Origin of the sequence: Streptomyces sp. MS19 (genome assembly GCF_047200595.1) — a bacterium.
Taxonomy (GTDB): Bacteria; Actinomycetota; Actinomycetes; order Streptomycetales; family Streptomycetaceae; genus Streptomyces.
The window spans coordinates 117,250-134,369 of sequence record NZ_JBJZOH010000011.1; the positions used below are offsets into that span (position 1 = coordinate 117,250).

Annotated in this window: 19 protein-coding genes and 1 tRNA gene; 12 read left to right on the forward strand and 8 right to left on the reverse strand. The window is 72.5% G+C overall.

The features are described from left to right. Positions 1 to 76: 76 nt before the first annotated feature. Positions 77 to 406: a histone-like nucleoid-structuring protein Lsr2 gene (locus ACL02R_RS14165; protein ID WP_412797237.1), complete on the reverse strand. Its 330-nt coding sequence runs from the start codon at positions 404 to 406 to the stop codon at positions 77 to 79. A gap of 349 nt (positions 407 to 755) precedes the next feature. Between ACL02R_RS14165 and purS the strand changes: the two genes are divergently transcribed. The 5 genes from purS to ACL02R_RS14190 all read left to right on the forward strand — a co-directional run bounded on the left by purS (position 756) and on the right by ACL02R_RS14190 (position 5,179). Continuing rightward, on the forward strand, positions 756 to 1,028 hold the full coding sequence (gene purS, locus ACL02R_RS14170) for a phosphoribosylformylglycinamidine synthase subunit PurS (protein WP_412797238.1): 273 nt from the start codon (positions 756 to 758) through the stop codon (positions 1,026 to 1,028). After that, a complete protein-coding gene (gene purQ, locus ACL02R_RS14175) occupies positions 1,025 to 1,699 on the forward strand; it encodes a phosphoribosylformylglycinamidine synthase subunit PurQ (RefSeq protein WP_412797239.1) in 675 nt (224 codons plus the stop codon). The genes purS and purQ overlap by 4 nt, the downstream gene beginning before the upstream one ends. Continuing rightward, positions 1,699 to 3,948 carry a phosphoribosylformylglycinamidine synthase subunit PurL gene (purL, locus tag ACL02R_RS14180; RefSeq protein WP_412797240.1) on the forward strand — a complete coding sequence of 750 codons (2,250 nt, stop codon included), beginning with the start codon at positions 1,699 to 1,701 and terminating at the stop codon, positions 3,946 to 3,948. The genes purQ and purL overlap by 1 nt, the downstream gene beginning before the upstream one ends. 159 nt (positions 3,949 to 4,107) lie before the next feature. Next, positions 4,108 to 4,566 (forward strand): hypothetical protein, encoded by a 459-nt coding sequence (locus ACL02R_RS14185; protein ID WP_412797241.1) that lies wholly within the window; start codon positions 4,108 to 4,110, stop codon positions 4,564 to 4,566. 16 nt (positions 4,567 to 4,582) lie between these two features. After that, complete coding sequence (locus ACL02R_RS14190; RefSeq protein WP_412797242.1) at positions 4,583 to 5,179, forward strand: DUF3618 domain-containing protein; 597 nt, start codon at positions 4,583 to 4,585, stop codon at positions 5,177 to 5,179. A 398-nt stretch (positions 5,180 to 5,577) separates the two neighbouring features. Here ACL02R_RS14190 and ACL02R_RS14195 read toward each other — a convergent pair whose 3' ends face one another. Together ACL02R_RS14195 and ACL02R_RS14200 are read right to left on the reverse strand one after the other, a co-directional pair. Continuing rightward, positions 5,578 to 6,105, reverse strand: a complete 528-nt coding sequence (locus tag ACL02R_RS14195) for a hypothetical protein (protein WP_412797243.1) — start codon at positions 6,103 to 6,105, stop codon at positions 5,578 to 5,580. Continuing rightward, complete coding sequence (locus ACL02R_RS14200; protein ID WP_398841838.1) at positions 6,102 to 6,350, reverse strand: helix-turn-helix transcriptional regulator; 249 nt, start codon at positions 6,348 to 6,350, stop codon at positions 6,102 to 6,104. Before ACL02R_RS14200 ends, ACL02R_RS14195 begins: the two co-directional genes overlap by 4 nt. Positions 6,351 to 6,469: 119 nt before the next feature. Here ACL02R_RS14200 and ACL02R_RS14205 point away from each other — a divergent pair, with 119 nt between their 5' ends. Together ACL02R_RS14205 and ACL02R_RS14210 are read left to right on the forward strand one after the other, a co-directional pair. Beyond that, positions 6,470 to 7,660, forward strand: a complete 1,191-nt coding sequence (locus ACL02R_RS14205; protein WP_412797244.1) for a sensor histidine kinase — start codon at positions 6,470 to 6,472, stop codon at positions 7,658 to 7,660. Positions 7,661 to 7,704: 44 nt separating this feature from the next. Then, entirely contained in the window at positions 7,705 to 7,956 is a 252-nt protein-coding gene (locus ACL02R_RS14210; RefSeq protein ID WP_412797245.1) for a hypothetical protein, read from the forward strand. Between the two features lie 357 nt (positions 7,957 to 8,313). On the opposite strand, the gene ACL02R_RS14215 is transcribed toward ACL02R_RS14210, so the two are convergent. Next, positions 8,314 to 8,784: a hypothetical protein gene (locus ACL02R_RS14215; protein WP_412797246.1), complete on the reverse strand. Its 471-nt coding sequence runs from the start codon at positions 8,782 to 8,784 to the stop codon at positions 8,314 to 8,316. Between the two features lie 4 nt (positions 8,785 to 8,788). Then, entirely contained in the window at positions 8,789 to 9,241 is a 453-nt protein-coding gene (locus ACL02R_RS14220) for a YbhB/YbcL family Raf kinase inhibitor-like protein (RefSeq protein WP_412797247.1), read from the reverse strand. A 161-nt stretch (positions 9,242 to 9,402) separates the two neighbouring features. On the opposite strand from ACL02R_RS14220, the gene ACL02R_RS14225 reads away from it, so the two are divergent. The 3 genes from ACL02R_RS14225 to purM all read left to right on the forward strand — a co-directional run bounded on the left by ACL02R_RS14225 (position 9,403) and on the right by purM (position 12,935). After that, complete coding sequence (locus ACL02R_RS14225; RefSeq protein ID WP_412797248.1) at positions 9,403 to 10,152, forward strand: sterol carrier family protein; 750 nt, start codon at positions 9,403 to 9,405, stop codon at positions 10,150 to 10,152. 46 nt (positions 10,153 to 10,198) lie between these two features. After that, positions 10,199 to 11,788: an amidophosphoribosyltransferase gene (purF, locus tag ACL02R_RS14230; RefSeq protein WP_412797249.1), complete on the forward strand. Its 1,590-nt coding sequence runs from the start codon at positions 10,199 to 10,201 to the stop codon at positions 11,786 to 11,788. Between the two features lie 61 nt (positions 11,789 to 11,849). Next, positions 11,850 to 12,935 (forward strand): phosphoribosylformylglycinamidine cyclo-ligase, encoded by a 1,086-nt coding sequence (gene purM, locus ACL02R_RS14235; protein ID WP_412797250.1) that lies wholly within the window; start codon positions 11,850 to 11,852, stop codon positions 12,933 to 12,935. A 129-nt stretch (positions 12,936 to 13,064) separates the two neighbouring features. Here purM and ACL02R_RS14240 read toward each other — a convergent pair whose 3' ends face one another. Both ACL02R_RS14240 and ACL02R_RS14245 read right to left on the reverse strand, forming a co-directional pair. Then, positions 13,065 to 13,340 carry a DUF3073 domain-containing protein gene (locus ACL02R_RS14240; protein WP_412797251.1) on the reverse strand — a complete coding sequence of 92 codons (276 nt, stop codon included), beginning with the start codon at positions 13,338 to 13,340 and terminating at the stop codon, positions 13,065 to 13,067. A 247-nt stretch (positions 13,341 to 13,587) separates the two neighbouring features. After that, complete coding sequence (locus ACL02R_RS14245; RefSeq protein ID WP_412797252.1) at positions 13,588 to 14,727, reverse strand: Leu/Phe/Val dehydrogenase; 1,140 nt, start codon at positions 14,725 to 14,727, stop codon at positions 13,588 to 13,590. A gap of 191 nt (positions 14,728 to 14,918) precedes the next feature. Here ACL02R_RS14245 and ACL02R_RS14250 point away from each other — a divergent pair, with 191 nt between their 5' ends. Together ACL02R_RS14250 and bldC are read left to right on the forward strand one after the other, a co-directional pair. Then, positions 14,919 to 15,749, forward strand: a complete 831-nt coding sequence (locus ACL02R_RS14250) for a hypothetical protein (protein ID WP_412797253.1) — start codon at positions 14,919 to 14,921, stop codon at positions 15,747 to 15,749. Positions 15,750 to 16,215: 466 nt separating this feature from the next. Further along, complete coding sequence (bldC, locus tag ACL02R_RS14255) at positions 16,216 to 16,422, forward strand: developmental transcriptional regulator BldC (protein WP_019431930.1); 207 nt, start codon at positions 16,216 to 16,218, stop codon at positions 16,420 to 16,422. 565 nt (positions 16,423 to 16,987) lie between these two features. Here the strand turns inward: bldC and ACL02R_RS14260 are convergent. Next, a tRNA-Asp gene (locus tag ACL02R_RS14260) sits at positions 16,988 to 17,062 on the reverse strand. Positions 17,063 to 17,120 lie beyond the last annotated feature (58 nt).

The following is a 17,120-nucleotide window of genomic DNA, read 5'->3' on the forward strand; positions in this document are numbered from 1 at the left end:
CCAGACTCTAGCCGATCACCCGGGGTGGATGGCAAATCGAGGCGGGCACGGCCGGCGGGCGCCCCCGGCGCACGCCTCAAGCGACGGTGGCGTGCGCCTCGTTGAACGCGTCGTAGACCCGCTTGGGGATGCGCCCGCGCGCCGGCACCCCGAAACCGTTCGACTCGGCCCAGGCCCGCACCGCCCGGGGGTCGGGGGCCACCGAGGTGTGGGTGAACGCGCGCCCGGAGCGCGACCGCTTGCGGCCCGCCTCGACGAACGGTGCCAGCGCCGACCTGAGCTTCTCCGCGTTGTGCTCGCTGAGGTCGATCTCGTACGTCTTCCCGTCGAGTCCGAAGGCGACCGTCTCCGCCGCCTCGCCGCCGTCGATGTCGTCGGCGAGGGTCACCACTACACGCTGTGCCACGGGATATCGGTCCTTCCGGGAGGATCGCAGCCGTGACATCGATGGTGCCGGGAGGGTCACCGCGGAATCACGTGATGCGATGCTGGAGCTCCCCTTGATCGCGAGTCGGGGTTCTTTTATTTGTACCGTGCTCGGCTCGGTAATGCGAAGGGAGAATTTCCGTCGCAGGTACGCCGTACCGGGAACCCTACTTTTTCTTTCCCGTTTACAGGAGGGGTTTGTGTCCTCGATACCTTAACGTGACCGCCGCCCTTCCCGCTACTCGCGTAGATTCTCGCGCCCGGTAGGCTTGCCGTGCGTTCAAGCGCACGCACCGACACAGCACCGCACCACACCACCGGGAGTACCAGTGGCTCGCGTCGTAGTCGACGTCATGCTCAAGCCGGAGATCCTCGACCCGCAGGGACAAGCCGTCCAGCGCGCCCTGCCGCGGCTGGGGTTCGAGGGCATCACCGACGTCCGCCAGGGGAAGCGATTCGAGCTCGAAGTCGCCGAGCCGGTGGACGAGGCGGTTCTGGAACGGGTCCGCGAGATGGCCCGCACCTTTCTCGCCAACACCGTGATCGAGGACTTCACCGTCCGCGTGGAAGCGCGTATCGAGGAAGCCGGGGCGGCACGGTGACCACTCGTGTAGGAGTCGTCACATTTCCCGGTTCCCTCGACGACCGGGACGCGCGGCGCGCGGTAAAGCTGGCGGGCGGCGAGCCGGTCGCCCTGTGGCACGGCGATAAAGATCTGCGTCAGGTCGATGCCGTGATCCTCCCGGGCGGATTCAGTTACGGCGACTATCTCCGCTGCGGCGCCATCGCCCGTTTCTCGCCGGTCATGGAAACGATCATCGAGCAGGCCCGCGCGGGCCTGCCGGTCCTCGGGATCTGCAACGGCTTCCAGATCCTGTGCGAGTCCCACCTGCTGCCCGGTGCCCTGACGCGCAACGACCACCTCCACTTCATCTGCCGCGACCAGCGCCTGCGCGTGGAGAACGCGGCGACGGCCTGGACCGCCGACTACGCGGCCGGGCAGGAGATCACCGTCCCGCTGAAGAACGGCGAGGGCGGCTACATCGCCGACGAGCGCACGCTGGACGAGCTGGAGGCCGAGGGCCGCGTCGTCTTCCGCTACCTCGGCGGCAATCCGAACGGCTCCCGCCGCGACATCGCCGGGATCACCAACGAGGCGGGCAACGTCGTCGGCCTCATGCCCCACCCCGAGCACGCCGTGGAGGCCCTGACCGGCCCCACCACGGACGGCCTCGGGTTCTTCACCTCGGCTCTCAGGAAGCTGGTCGCCTGATGTCCCTGGACACCGTCAAGCACGCCGCCGACACCCCGGACTCCCCGCAGCCCTGGGCCGAACTGGGCCTCAAGCGCGACGAGTACGACCGGGTCCGCGAGATCCTGGGCCGCCGCCCGACCGGCGCCGAGCTGGCCATGTACTCGGTCATGTGGTCCGAGCACTGCTCGTACAAGTCGAGCAAGGTGCACCTGCGGCAGTTCGGCGAGCAGGCACCGCACAGCGACGCGCTCCTCGTCGGCATCGGCGAGCAGGCGGGCGTCGTGGACGTCGGCCGCGGCATCGCCGTCACGTTCAAGATCGAGTCGCACAACCACCCGTCGTACGTCGAGCCCTACCAGGGCGCCGCGACGGGCATCGGCGGCATCGTCCGCGACATCATCGCCATGGGCGCCCGCCCGGTCGCCGTGATGGACCCGCTGCGCTTCGGCGCCGCCGACCACCCCGACACCCGCCGCGTCCTGCCGGGCGTCGTCGCCGGCATCGGCGGCTACGGCAACTGCCTCGGCCTGCCGAACATCGGCGGCGAGGTCGTCTTCGACGCCTGCTACCAGGGCAACCCGCTGGTCAACGCCCTGTGCGTCGGCGTCATGAAGCACGAGGACATCCACCTCGCCAAGGCGGCGGGCGCGGGCAACAAGGTCATCCTCTACGGCGCCCGCACCGGCGGCGACGGCATCGGCGGCGCCTCCATCCTGGCCTCCGAGTCGTTCGACTCCACCAAGCCGTCCAAGCGCCCCGCCGTCCAGGTCGGCGACCCGTTCCAGGAGAAGCTGCTCATCGAGTGCACCCTGGAGGTCTTCGCCGAGGGCCTGGTCACCGGCATCCAGGACCTCGGCGCGGCCGGCCTGTCCTGCGCCACCTCCGAGCTGGCGTCCAACGGCTCGGGCGGCATGCGCGTCGAGCTGGACACCGTGCCGCTGCGCGACTCGTCGCTCTCCCCCGAGGAGATCCTGATGAGCGAGTCGCAGGAGCGGATGTGCGCGGTCGTCGAGCCGGGGAACGTCGACCGGTTCCTGGAGATCTGCGCCAAGTGGGACGTGATCGCGACCGTCATCGGCGAGGTCACGGACGGGGACCGCCTGGAGATCTTCTGGCACGGCGAGCAGATCGTGGACGTCCCGCCGCGCACCGTGGCGCACGAGGGCCCGGTGTACGACCGGCCGCGGGCCCGCCCCGCGTGGCTGGACGTGCTGCGCGCCGACGACCCCGCCGCCCTGGCGCGCCCGGCCGGCGCGGACGAGCTGCGCGCGCAGGTCATCGCGCTCGTCTCGTCGCCGAACCAGGCGGCCAAGTCGTGGATCACCGCGCAGTACGACCGGTACGTCCTCGGCAACACCGTCCTCGCCCAGCCCGAGGACAGCGGCATGATCCGCGTGGACGAGGAGAGCGGCCTCGGCGTCGCCGTCGCCACGGACGGCAACGGCCGGTACGCCAAGCTCGACCCGTACGCGGGCGCGCAGCTCGCGCTGGCCGAGGCGTACCGGAACGTCGCCGCGACCGGCGCGACGCCGCTGGCCGTCACCGACTGCCTGAACTTCGGCTCGCCCGAGGACCCGGCCGTCATGTGGCAGTTCGCCGAGGCCACGCGCGGCCTCGCCGACGCCTGCCGCACCCTCGGCACGCCCGTGACCGGCGGCAACGTCTCGCTCTACAACCAGACCGGCGAGGCCGCCATCCACCCCACGCCGGTGGTGGGCGTCCTGGGCGTCATCGACGACGTGGCGCGGCGCACCCCGATGGCGTTCCGCGAGGCGGGCCAGCTGCTCTACCTGCTGGGCGACACGGCCGACGAGTTCGGCGGCTCCGCCTGGTCGCAGGTCGTGCACGGGCACCTGGGCGGGCTGCCGCCGAAGGTGGACCTGGAGCGCGAGCGGCTGCTGGGCGAGATCCTCGTCTCGGCGTCGCGTGACGGGATGATCGACGCGGCGCACGACCTCTCGGACGGCGGCCTGGTGCAGGCGGTCGTGGAGTCGTGCCTGAAGGGCGGGCAGGGCGCGCGCCTGGTGGTGCCGGACGGGCTCGACGCGTTCACGTTCCTCTTCTCCGAGTCCCAGGGCCGCGCGGTCGTGGCCGTGCCGCGCAGCGAGGAGGTCCGCTTCACGGACATGTGCGCCGCGCGCGGGCTGCCCGCCGCGCGGGTGGGCGTGGTCGACGGGGACGCGATCGAGGTGCAGGGCGCGTTCACGCTCACGCTGGACGAGCTGCGCGAGGCGCACGAGCGGACGCTCCCCGAGCTGTTCGCCTGAGCCGCGCACGTCCCCGAGGGGGCCGCCCGCCGATCCGGCGGGCGGCCCCTTTTTGTCCGTTCCGGTGCGTTTTGCTCCGCGAGGCGATGGCTACCCGACCGGCGTGTGCCCGACCCGGGACACACGTTCCGCGCGACTTCGGGAGAGATGGACGACGCCATGACGGAGACGGCCGAGCAGCAGACATCCTCGACGGCGGAGCAGGTCAGGCAGCGTGCCGCCGAGGCGGCGGGCACGGCGGGCGACCAGGCCGCGTCGGCCGCCCGCGCCTTCGGCGACCGTGTCGCCGAGGAGGCGCGTGACCAGGAGCGGTCCGCGACGGGCGCGGTGCGCCAGTGGGCCGACGACCTCGCGACGATGGCCGAGCGCGCCCCGGAGGACTCCCCGGTGCGCGGCGTCGTCGCCCGCGCCGCCGACAGCGGCCGGCGTGCCGCCGACTACCTGGACGAGAACGGCGTGGAGGGCCTGGCGGGCGAGCTGCGCGACTTCGCCGCGCGGCGGCCCGCCATGTTCCTCGGCGGCGTGGCCCTTGCCGGTTTCGCCGCCGGGCGCCTCGCCAGGGCGGGCCGCGCGGGCCCCGCCACGTCCGGTGGCACCGCCGCCGACCAGCGCAGCTGACCGGAAGGACGGACCGATGGCAACCTCATCCGAGCAGATCAAGGCAGAGATCGAAGCGACACGCAACCGGCTCGGCGACGACCTCGACCGGCTCGCCGACCGCGTCAGCCCGCGCGGCATGGCGCAGCGCGGCGGCCGCCGGATGCTCGACGGTGCCTCCGACCTGCGCGACCGCGCGTTCGGCACGGCGGGCACGGCCTCGGCCGGCGCCCAGGAGGCCGGGCAGACGGTGCGCGAGCGCGCCGGGCAGGCCCCCGGCGCTGCGGCCGAGCGCACGCGGGGCAATCCGCTGGCGGCGGGGCTGCTCGCGTTCGGCGCGGGCTTCCTCGCGGCGGCGCTCATGCCGCCCACCCAGGCGGAACGCGACGCCACCGGCCGCCTCGCCGACCAGGCGAACCGGCACTCCGGGCCCGTACGCGACGCGGCACGCGAGTCCGCCCGTCACCTGAAGGACGACGCGGCGGACACCGGGCGGCGCACCGCCCAGGACATCCGCGGAACGGCCTCCGACGCGGCACACGACGCCCGCGACCAGGTGAAGCAGAACCGGCAGTCGCACCCCTCCCCGGACGGCGACGGCTCCCGCCCGCCGGTCTACGGCGACTGGGAGTGACCCGCCTGCCGCCAGGCCCCGGGCACCGTTCCGGAGCCAGGTGCCGCGCGAGCGACCTGCGCACACCGCCCCGCCTAGGCCGTGTCGTTCGGGTCGTGCCTGGCGCGCGCCGCCGGTCACCGCGCCTCGCCGCCTCGCCGCGTCACCGCGTCACCGCGTCGCCCGGGTACGCCCGGTACGGGTGGCTATCCGGTGCCTTGCGAGGCACGGCGTCCGACGACGCGGACCGATCCGCCAGGACCCGAACGACACGACCCAGGCGCGCCCTCCGCGCTTCCGCCGGGCGTGGCCCCAAGGCCCGGAAGTGCGGGGATCGGCCGGAGGAGCGGCTGACCCGCGCTCCGCATGATGTCGCAGCCGTCCCTCGGGCGACGGACGGGCGCTGCCCGGCCCGCCGGTCAGGCCGTCGTGGCCGGCAGCTCGTCGTCGTCCGTCTCGTCCTCGGTCCGCAGGACGGCCACCCACAGCGGCAGCAGCCAGTGCGTCACCGCGAGCGCGGCCACCACGCCCGCCGCCGTCATGCCGTCCGGCAGGCCGTCCGTGATCAGCAGGACGGCGAGCACGGCCAGCAGCACGGCGAACTGCACGCGGTGCGCGACGGTGTGGGCGCGGGCGCGGTCCGCCAACTGCCGCTCGTCCAGGGCGCGCGCACGCAGTTCGAACAGGCCACGCGTGGCCGTGTTCAGCACACCCGTGCACACGCACCAGGCGAGCAGCAGCGGGACGAGCACGGCGAGCAGCAGCGCCCCGCTGTCGCCCGCCAGGGCGAAGAGGGCGAACGCGCCCGCCGTCAGCGCGATGTGCGCCGCCGTCCAGGTGCGCCGCTGCCACCGGCGCGCGTGCCAGTGCCGCGCCGCGTCCTGGTTCATCAGCCGGGTCATCCGGCGGTCGTGGGCGCTGAGACCTGCGTTCGTGCCGTGCGTCATGGTGTCGTCCTCCCGTACATCTCGTCCGTGAGCGGCCGGAACGGTTCCAGCGAGAACAGCGCCTCCACCGGCAGCCCGAAGTGGGCGGCGATGCGCAGCGCCAGGTCGAGGCTCGGGTTGTACTGCCCCCGCTCGATGTGCCCGATCGTCTGGTAGTGCGCGCCCACGGCCTCGGCCAACTCCCGCCGTGTCACTTTCCGTTCCGCGCGCACCACGGACAATCTGTTGTGCACCTGCTCTGCCATGTATAAGAAGTACTACATCATGAAGCGATGACACAACCCCGCCGGTCGTGTGCACGCTCTTACGCCCACCGAACAGCGCGCCGTTCATGCTGGGTTCACGAAGGCGGATCGGGGGAGCGGTGGACGGACGGAACGGGGTACACACGGCGGCGTTCCCACACCTCCAGCGGATGCGCGTCCGCTTCGCCCTCCTGGGCGCGGGCCTCTTCCTGGCCGTCGGCGCCGCCCTGCTCGCCGTCGCCCACACCCTGCTGCGCCGCCCGCCCCCCGAGCCACCGGCCCCGGAGTCCGAGCCGGGCACCCGCGCGCGGCTCACCCTGCTGGACGGCGAGAGCAGCACCGTCACCACGCTGCCCACCGAGGCGCCCAGCGCCTCCGCCCACCCCGTCCTGCTCCCGGGGGCGCTGATCCTCTGCCTGGCGGTGGCCGCCGCCGCCCTCCTCGGCTGGATGCTCGCGGGCCAGGTGCTGCGCCCGCTGCGCCGGGCCACCGCATCGGCCCGCCGCGCGGGCACACCCTCTCCGGCGACCGGCGGCACGGACGACCTCTGCGCCGCGGTGGACATCCTGGCCGAACGGCTCACCCGGTCCGCCGCCACACCGCACCGCTTCGCGGCGCACGCCGTCCGCGAACTGGCCGCCCCCGTCGCCCAGCACCGCGCCCGCATCGAGACGGTCCTGCGCGCGGCCCCGCCGTCCACCGGCATACGCGAGCTGGGCGAACGGCTCCTCGACGTCACCGCCCGCCAGGAACGCGTCCTCGCCGGCCTCCTGCTGCTCGCCGAACCGGCGTCACCGCACGCCCCCGCCGATCTCGCGGCTCTCGCCGACCGAGCCGTGGCCCACGCGGAACGGGAGGCCGCCGCCTCACGCGTCACCGTCCACCTCTCCAACGCCCCGGCACAGACCCGGGGCGACCTCTCACACCTCGAAGCCCTGGTCACCCACCTCGTGGCCAACGCCGTCCGGCACAACACCCGGGACGGCCACGGCTGGGTCCACGTGCGCACCGGCACGGCGCCGGACGGCTGGGCCGAGATCGAGGTCGGCAACAGCGGCCCGCCGATACCCCTGCACACGGTCCCCGAACTCTTCGAACCCTTCCGCCGCCTCACCCCCGACCGCGTCGGCTCCTCCTCGGGCCCCGGCCTGGGCCTGTCGATCGTCGCCACGGCAGTGCACCGCCACCACGGCATCCTCACCGCCCACCCCCACCCCGAAGGCGGCATGACGGTGACGGCCGCCCTCCCTGCCGACTCCGTCCGAAGGTTCGACAGCATGGGGCGGAGACAACGAGAACGGAGCCCATGAGCGTACAGCCGGTTCATCGTGACCAAGCAGGAGACGGCGAACGCGTGCCGCGCACCATCGACGGCATCGCCGGCGCGCTGACCGCCTCCCGGCGCATGGAGTTCTACCGCCAACTGGGTACCGCCCCGCTGGAACAGGCCGAGGCGGTTCTGCGGCACTGGTGGTGCGAAGCGATGCTCGACACCGACCCGGACGGCGACCGCATCACCGTGGCCACGCTCGACGGCACACTGCCGCTGGCGAGCGTGCGATCCGTCCTGGCCCGACGCCAAGCCCGGGGCCTGCCTGTTGAGTGAGCATGACGGTGAAGACCGATGGCTCTGCCATCTGGCACCGGGCGTTGAGCAGCTGCTGTCGCTTCTCCGCTGTCCTGGCCGTGACTGTGGCGATCAACGAGCACAGGGGGGATGTACCGGGGCACTCCGCATCCGGGAAATGGCCCGAGCAGCGACGTGTTCCCCTGGGAGCGGGTGGCGCGCTCGGTGTCGCGGAGTATGTCGTCGTCGCGGACGCCGATCCGCCGTACTGCGTTCTCACTCGCGTCCAGCCGTTCTGAATGGCCGGCCTCGGCAGGGCGGGGCACAGCGTGCAAACGGGACGCCGTCGTGGCGTGCCGCGACGGCGTCCCGGGATGCGGCCTGCCGGCCCGTGGGTCAGCGGCCAGGTTTCGTCTCGTAGCGCGGGCCCATGTCAGGGCGGTCCGTGCCTTGCAACTCCGTCACCAGCCGGTGCACCGTCACCAGGTCGTGCAGCGCCAGCCGCGTCCGCTCGTCCGGCAGGCCCGCCGTCCGCGCGACCTCCGTCGCGAACACGGCCTCGCCGCCGTGGCGGCGCTCCGCCTCGCCCAGCGCGCCGTACACCCGCGCGTGGTCCGCGCCGTACTCGCCGTGCTCACGCCCGGAGAACGTGCGCCCAGGCGGCGGCTGCGGCGGCGCCTCGCGGTCCTCCGCGATCTCCGCGGCCATCTCGCGCTGCTTCCCGCGGCCGATGCCCGAGCCCCGCTGCTTGGACGCTCCCGTCGTCGCCTTCCACTCGCTCGGGCGCTCCCCGGAGCGCTCCGCCTCGCGCGCGGCCATCCGCCGCTGTTCCTCGTTGCCCTCGACCTTCTTGCCCACGTGGGTCACCTCCTCAACGCTGGTACAGACCCGTCAGCGTGCCGGTCGCCAGACCTTCCGCGTCCAGAATCCGGCGGGCGTCGCCCGCCGACACCTGTTCGGGCAGCGACACACCCCCCGGCAGCGCGTAGAGCCGGAAGCGGTAACGGTGCGCCGGGTCCCCCGGCGGTGGCTCGGGGCCGCCCCAGCCGGGCTCGCCGAAACCGTTCGTGTGCTCCTCCCCGCCGTCCGGCAGCTCGCCGGGCCCCACACCGGGACTGGTCGGGTCGATCCCCGTGACCAGCCAGTGCAGGAACGCGCCGGAGGGCGCGTCGGGGTCCTCGCACAGCAGCGCCATCGAGCGCGTGCCGGGCGGGGGCCGCGACCAGTCCAGCGGCGGGGACACGTTCTCACCGTCCCGGGCATGGCGCCCCGGGACCGGCGCGCGGTCCTCGAATGCGGTGCTTCGCAGTTCCATAGCGGTCATGTGGAACGGGGTACCCGACGCCTCCCCGGCCCATTCGAGGCGTTCGGCACCGGTACACACCGATTCGTCCCCCGCCCCGCCGACCCGCCCCGCATGCGGTGCTGATTCGAAAGGTCCCTGGTCATCCCCTTGGGAAGGATCTTCGACGTAAGCTCCGTGCTATGTCTGGCCCCGTCCGGCGCAAGCCCCGCGCCTACCACCCCGACCGGGTCCGTGACGCCGTGCTCGCGCAGGTGGAATTCGTACGGCTCGCAGCCCACGACCTCGACGACGAGCAGCGCGCGAAGGCCCGGGAACTGCTGGGGCACCTCGCCCGGCAGATCGACGCACTGCCCCGGCTGCTCGCGGAGCCGGTGCCCCGGGCCGTCAGGCCGCAGCTCGACATCCCGTCCTGGGTGCTGGAGACCGTCCACGAGGAGCGCGACGCCGCCCCCGTGGACGCCATCGACTCCGCGGCCGAGGAACTGGAGGCCGTCCTGGAGACGGGCGTGCGCGAGGACGCCCTCGTTCCGCACCACCTGGGGGCGATGCGGGCCGTCGACTTCACCGTCACCCGCGTGGTCGAGCTGACGCTGCACAGCGACGACCTCTCCCGCGCCACCGGCCGCCAGGTCCAGCTGGACCGCGCCGCCCTCGCCATCTCCACGCGCGTCCTCGCCGACGCGCTGGCCCTGAAGGCGCCCGGCTCCTCCACCGAGCTGCGCGTCCCGCCGTTCGCCGCCGTCCAGTGCCTCGCCGGGCCGCGCCACACCAGGGGCACGCCGCCCAACGTCGTGGAGACCGATCCCCTCACCTGGCTGCGCCTCGCCACCGGCCGCACCACGTGGGATGCCGCGACCGCCGCCGGCCGGCTGCGCGCGAGCGGCGAGCGGGCCACGGCCCTCGCGGCGGAACTGCCCGTGCTCGTCTGACCACGAACCGTCCCCACGGGGGGCGCGCGGGGGACTCCTATGGGGCATGTCTCACCTTCCGGGGGTTCTCCGCGCCCCCGCCACCTGGCCTAGACTCGGAGTCGTGCGTGGTGACGGACGACTCAGTCACGACCTCGACCCCGGTGGGAAGGGCCCGAAGGACGCCTGTGGCGTCTTCGGAGTCTGGGCCCCGGGCGAGGAGGTCGCCAAGCTCACCTTCTTCGGGCTGTACGCGTTGCAGCACCGCGGACAGGAGTCCGCGGGAATCGCGGTGAGCGACGGCTCCAAGATCCTGGTGTTCAAGGACATGGGACTGGTCTCCCAGGTCTTCGACGAAACCTCTCTGGGTTCCCTGCCCGGCCATATCGCCGTCGGGCACAACCGCTACTCGACCACGGGCGCTCCCACCTGGGAGAACGCCCAGCCCACGTTCCGCGCCACCGGGCACGGATCGATCGCCCTCGGCCACAACGGCAATCTCGTCAACACCGCCGAACTGGCCCGCCTCGTCGCCTCCCTCCCGGGCGGCCGGGGCCCGCGGCACCGTGTCGCGGCGACCAACGACACCGAGCTGGTCACCGCCCTCCTCGCCGGACAGACCGACGAGGAGACGGGCGCGCCGCTCACCCCTGAGGAGGCCGCCCCGCTCGTCCTCCCGCAGGTCAAGGGCGCCTTCAGCTTCGTCTTCATGGACGAGGAGACGCTCTACGCCGCCCGCGACCCGCAGGGCATCCGCCCCCTGGTCCTCGGCCGCCTCGAACGCGGCTGGGTGGTCGCCTCCGAGACGGCGGCCCTGGACATCGTCGGCGCCTCCGTGGTGCGCGAGGTCGAGCCGGGCGAACTGATCGCGATCGACGAGCGCGGCCTGCGGTCCACACGCTTCGCGGAAGCGAAGCCCAAGGGCTGCGTGTTCGAGTACGTCTACCTCGCCCGCCCCGACACCGACATCGCCGGGCGCAACGTGTACCTCTCCCGGGTGGAGATGGGCCGCAGGCTGGCCGCCGAGGCACCGGCCGACGCCGACCTGGTGATAGCGACCCCCGAGTCCGGCACCCCCGCCGCCGTCGGCTACGCCGAGGCGAGCGGCATCCCGTACGGCTCGGGGCTCGTCAAGAACGCCTACGTCGGCCGCACCTTCATCCAGCCGAGCCAGACCATCAGGCAGCTCGGCATCCGCCTCAAGCTGAATCCCCTCAAAGAGGTCATCCAGGGCAAGCGCCTCGTGGTCGTGGACGACTCCATCGTGCGCGGCAACACGCAGCGTGCCCTGGTGCGCATGCTCCGCGAGGCGGGCGCGGCCGAGGTCCACGTCCGGATCAGCTCGCCGCCGATCAAGTGGCCGTGCTTCTTCGGTATCGACTTCGCCACCCGCGCCGAGCTGATCGCCAACGGCCTGTCCGTCGAGGAGATCGGCAGTTCGCTCGGCGTCGATTCCCTGGCGTACATCTCCCTGGACGCCATGGTCGAGGCCACCACCATCGACAAGCCGGACCTGTGCCGCGCCTGCTTCGACGGCGAGTACCCGATGGAGCTGCCCGACCCCGCCGTCCTCGGCAAGGACGTGCTGGAGCAGCCCGACGCGTCCCTGCCCCTCCTCACAGGACCCGGCGCGGCCGACGCGCTGCGGCGCCCGTGACCCGGGCGGACCGCCGACCCGCCCCCGGACGACCGGGGGCCCATCCGAGCAGGAAGTACCGATGAGCACCGACAACGCGCCCGTGGCGGGCGGCGTCAGCTATGCCGCGGCAGGCGTCGACATCGAGGCCGGCGAGACCGCCGTCGAGCTGATGAAGAAGTGGGTGGCCAAGGCCCAGCGCCCGGAGAGCGTCGGCGGCATCGGCGGCTTCGCCGGCCTGTTCGACGCCTCGGCGCTGCTGCGCTACCGCCGCCCTCTCCTCGCCTCCGCGACGGACGGCGTCGGCACCAAGGTGGCCGTCGCGCAGCGCATGGACGTGCACGACACGATCGGTCACGACCTGGTCGCCATGGTCGTGGACGACCTGGTGGTGTGCGGCGCCGAGCCGCTGTTCATGACGGACTACATCTGCGTCGGCAAGGTGAACCCCGAGCGGGTCGCCGCCGTGGTCAAGGGCATCGCCGAGGGCTGCGTCCTCGCCGGCTGCGCCCTGGTCGGCGGCGAGACGGCCGAGCACCCCGGGCTGCTCGGCCCGGACGAGTACGACGTGGCGGGCGCGGGCACCGGCGTCGTCGAGGCGGACGCCGTGCTGGGCGCGGACCGCGTACGCGCGGGTGACGCGGTCGTGGCCATGGCCTCGTCCGGCCTGCACTCCAACGGGTACTCGCTGGTCCGCCACGTCTTCTTCGAGCTGGCCGGCTGGACCCTCGAACGGGAGGTCCCCGAGTTCGGCAGGACGCTCGGCGAGGAGCTGCTGACCCCCACCCGCATCTACTCGCTCGACTGCCTGGCGCTGCTGCGCGCGACGGAGGTCCACGCGTTCGCCCACGTCACGGGCGGCGGGCTGGCGAACAACCTGGCCCGCGTCGTCCCCGACGGGCTGCACGCGCGCGTGGACCGGGCCACCTGGTCACCCGCACCCGTGTTCGGCACGGTGGCCGGGGCGGGCGGTGTGGCGCGCGGCGAGCTGGAGAGGACCCTCAACATGGGCGTCGGCATGATCGCCGTCGTCCCCCAGGAATCGGTGGGCACCGCGCTCGCCACGCTGGCGGACCGGAACGTCCCCGCCTGGGTGGCGGGCGAGATCGTCACGGCCGGCGACGGCGCGCCGGGCGGCGGCGCCTCCCTCAGGGGTGACTACGCCTGACCGGCGGCATGGAGACAGCACTGAACCCGGTCCGGGAGGCCCGGACCGGGTCGAGCGGTCAACCGTCGTGTCCGCCGTCGCGCGTGCGATCGAACGCAGCCGCCGGTGAGGACCGGGGCGCGGCACGCCTCAGGCGCGGCGCCGTTTCACCGGGGAATCGGACGATGGCTCTCCGTCGTCGTCATCGTCCTCGTCGCTGTACATCTCCGCGTACCGCGTGTACACGTCGTCGTCCAGCTCTTCGTCCAGCTCGTCGCTGTCCTCGAACCGTTCACCGTTCGGTGAGCGGTCCTGGCTCGATGCACCCAGCTCTTCGGCCAGACGAGAGAGGTCCGTCACGCCGCTGTTGTACTTCAGCTGGCGGGCGACCTTCGTCTGCTTGGCCTTGGCCCGGCCGCGCCCCATTGGCTCGACCCCCTCAACGACGGGACCCGACGGCCCCGGTGTGTTGACATCCGTTCATGATCGAGAGCGGGCTCTCGGTCGAAAGCCCGGCCCACCGGACTTCAACCGTACCTGCTTCCGCGGGCCTACGGTACGCCGTCCGCAGGACCGGAGCCGCGAGCATGGCGTCCGATGACCCTCTCTTTGCTGGTCAGCGGCGATTTTACCTTCTTTCTCGACACGCCTCGCACGAGGGGGGTGACATGTCTTACGCGGATGGCGCAGCCGCGCCCGCCCCGGCGGCCATCCGGTGCTCCGCGATCCGGTCGGCGGCCACGGCGGGCGGCACGTCCTCGGCCGCGGCGCGTTCGAAGATCTCCCGCGTCGTGGCGCGGATCTCAGCCGCCTTTGCCTTCGCACGAGCGAAGTCGAAGCCGTGCAGCTCGTCGGCCACCTGGATGACGCCGCCCGAGTTCACGACGTAGTCGGGCGCGTACAGCACGTCCCGGTCCGCGAGGTCCTTCTCGATACCGGGGTGGTCGAGCTGGTTGTTGGCCGCGCCGCAGACGACGGACGCCGTCAGCACGGGGACCGTCCGGTCGTTCAGCGCGCCGCCGAGGGCGCACGGCGCGTAGACGTCGAGCCCGGGGAGCGTGACCAGCGCCTCCGTGTCCGCGACGGCGGTCACGCCGGGGTGCTCCGCCAGCACGCGCCGCACGGCGTCCTCGCGCACGTCGGTGACGACCACGCGCGCGCCCGCCTCCCGCAGGTGCCCGACCAGCAGGCGCCCGACCTTGCCGACGCCCGCGATGCCGACCGTCCGGCCCGCCAGGTCCTCGTCGCCCCACCGGTGCCCGGCCGAGGCGAGCATCCCCTGGAAGACGCCGAAGGCCGTCAGGACCGACGAGTCGCCCGCGCCGCCGTTCTCGGGGGAGCGCCCGGTGGTCCAGCGGCAGGTGCGCGCGACCACGTCCATGTCCGCCACGTACGTCCCGACGTCGCAGGCCGTCACGTACCGGCCGCCGAGCGAGGCGACGAGGCGGCCGTAGGCGAGCAGCAGCTCCTCGGTCTTGATCTCGTCGGGGTCGCCGATGATCACGGCCTTGCCGCCGCCGTGGGACAGGCCCGCCATGGCGTTCTTGTAGCTCATGCCGCGCGCGAGGTTCAGCGCGTCGCGGACGGCGGCCTCCTCGGGGCGCGGCCGGCCCGGGTAGGCGTGGAAGCGGGTGCCGCCGAGCGCGGGGCCCAGGGCGGTGGAGTGGAGGGCGATGACGGCGCGCAGGCCGGTTGCCGGGTCCTGCCCGAGCACGACCTGCTCGTGGCCGCCCTGGGCGGAGTGGAAGAGAGTGTCCAGAACGTCGGCCTCGACCGTGCTGTCTGCGCTGACAGCGGAACGTACATCGGTCACGGTGGTGACTCCTGCGGAACGTTGCGGATGCCCCCGTGCGGGTCGGGAGGGCTGTTGGTGAGATGAGCGTACGGCGGTGCGGCGGTCCTGGCTGCGCCCGGGTGGGGGCACTGACACGATCGGGGTAGACCGGGGGAGGACCGGCGCGGCGACGTGCCGGGTGACCGTGGAGCAGGAGGACGGGAGGGTCCGTGACGAAAGTGCCGTACGCGGCGTATCTGAGGGTCTACGAGCCGCTGGCGGCCTTCCCCGAGCGGGAGCGCGCCCACTGGGCCGCGTACGCGGAGGGGGAGCGGCTGCCGACGGCGGAGGACGAGGTGCGGGACGCGCTGGCGGCGCTCGCGGCCGTTCCCGCGCGGGTGGTCCCCGCCGGGGAGAGCGCGGACGCGTTCGTCGCGGTGGTGGACGGTGAGGCGCTGATCTGCCCGTGGCGGACGCGGCTGCGGTCCTGGCAGGCACTCGACGCGGTGGGGGAGTGGCTGATGCCGCAGCCCGTGCTGGACGCGGCGCTGCCGCCCGAGGCGCGGCGGCGGGCGGCCGAGGAGTACGCGGACTGGCGCGAGCGGAACGCGGACGCGCGGCCGTGGATCAGGTCGGCGCTGTGGCACGTACCGGTGCGCTGGTTCGCCCTTTTCGCCGACGAGGAACGGGAGTTCAGGCCGGCCGATGCGGGTGCGCGGCCCGAACTGCGCTACCGTACGCCGATGGTGCAGGCCAGGCGGCGGGTGGCGCGCGGGCTGCGGACCGTCCGGCGGGCCATGCCGGAGAGTCCGCTCGCGGAGGCGCTGACCGATGTCGGGCGCTGGATCGAGCGGTTCCATCCGAAGTCGCTCGTCGAGCTGGACTACGGCGGTCTCGTCCATGCCGTACCCGGTGACCAGTTGGCCGCCGATCGGTCGGCGGCGGACGTGGCGGCCGGGCTGACGGCGCTCGACGCGGGCGATCCCCGGCGGGCCGGGGAGCTGTACGAGGAGCTGACCGAACGCTGGACGGCGGTCAGGGAACGGCAGTTCGCCAACTGACCCGGGACCAAAGTCCCACGTCAAGGGGCTAAAGCCCGCAAGCGTGATGGATGGCACGGAAGGAACCTCTTGCCAGCAAGCAGTACCCTCGTGTCAAAATAGGACAAGGAGCCCGCGAGGGGCCCTTCTGTCCGCTCGGCGATGTGTGTCGAAGGGCGGACAGATCGGTATTGCGCTCCTTGGCGGGAGTGGTGCCGAGTCATCACCGTGTGACTGATCGTGAGGGCCGAGTGACTGTCCGCTATGGCATGGTCCAGTCGGCTTCCGCCGAGGTTGAACACCTGAGAGGGCAATTCCATCGGTTTGGCCGACCCGGCTGGACGGATGGTGTAGTTGTAGTGCCGAGGACATGCCGTTCGTCCTATAACCGACTCGACCCGCTACTGCCATTTCGGGCAACGCGGGTCAAGGTGCAGAATTTAGAGGAAAGAACCGTGATGGTTCGGTTCTCCCGAGGAGGCCGCTCATGACCGCTCGCACCCCTGATGCCGAGCCGCTGCTGACCCCGGCTGAGGTTGCCACGATGTTCCGCGTTGACCCGAAAACGGTCACACGCTGGGCAAAAGCGGGCAAGCTCACGTCTATCCGCACGCTCGGCGGGCACCGTCGCTACCGTGAAGCGGAGGTGCGCGCGCTGCTCGCGGGCATCCCGCAGCAGCGCGGCGAGGCCTGAGCAACGCAGCACCAGCAGGACATCAGCACAGCACGACCCAGGCTCCGGGGCCCCCACTCCGGACCGCTTGGCCCCTGATCGCGCCGGACTCCGCCGAGTCCGGCGCGATCTCTTTGTGTCGCGGAGGGCTCACGGGAACCGCACGGACACCGGTCAACCGGCCGTACAATTGCACATATTAAATCGACGGGTGTCTCTACGGGGTTGAACGAGCTCAAGGCGCTATCGAGTTCCGTGACTCCCGTCACATCGCTCGTCCCTTGCCCGCGGTGATGATCTTGCGATAGAAGGCGCCGGCGTCGGCTCCCGCGCACTCGCACCGTACCCCCTGGGCGCGCCGTCGCGCCGGAGGTTCCGTGTATCGGGGCGTGGCATGTGCCGACGGCGCTCCCGTGCGCCCGGCCGCGGCCCGTCCCCTCCACCTGTCGGTGTCCGCCACGGGCCGCCGTGAAACCCACCTGGCGCACACGTCACACGACCGCGGCCGCTCATACAGAAAGCCCGGACCCTGGTGGGGGTCCGGGCTCTTCGAGTCCGAGCTGATCGGCCTGCTGCCGAAATTGTGCGGTCCTGACGGGATTTGAACCCGCGGCCTCCACCTTGACAGGGTGGCGAGCACTCCAAACTGCTCCACAGGACCACGTCGCGAGGGCGACTCTACCCCAGATGGAGGCGTGGGCACCAATCGGCCGCCACGC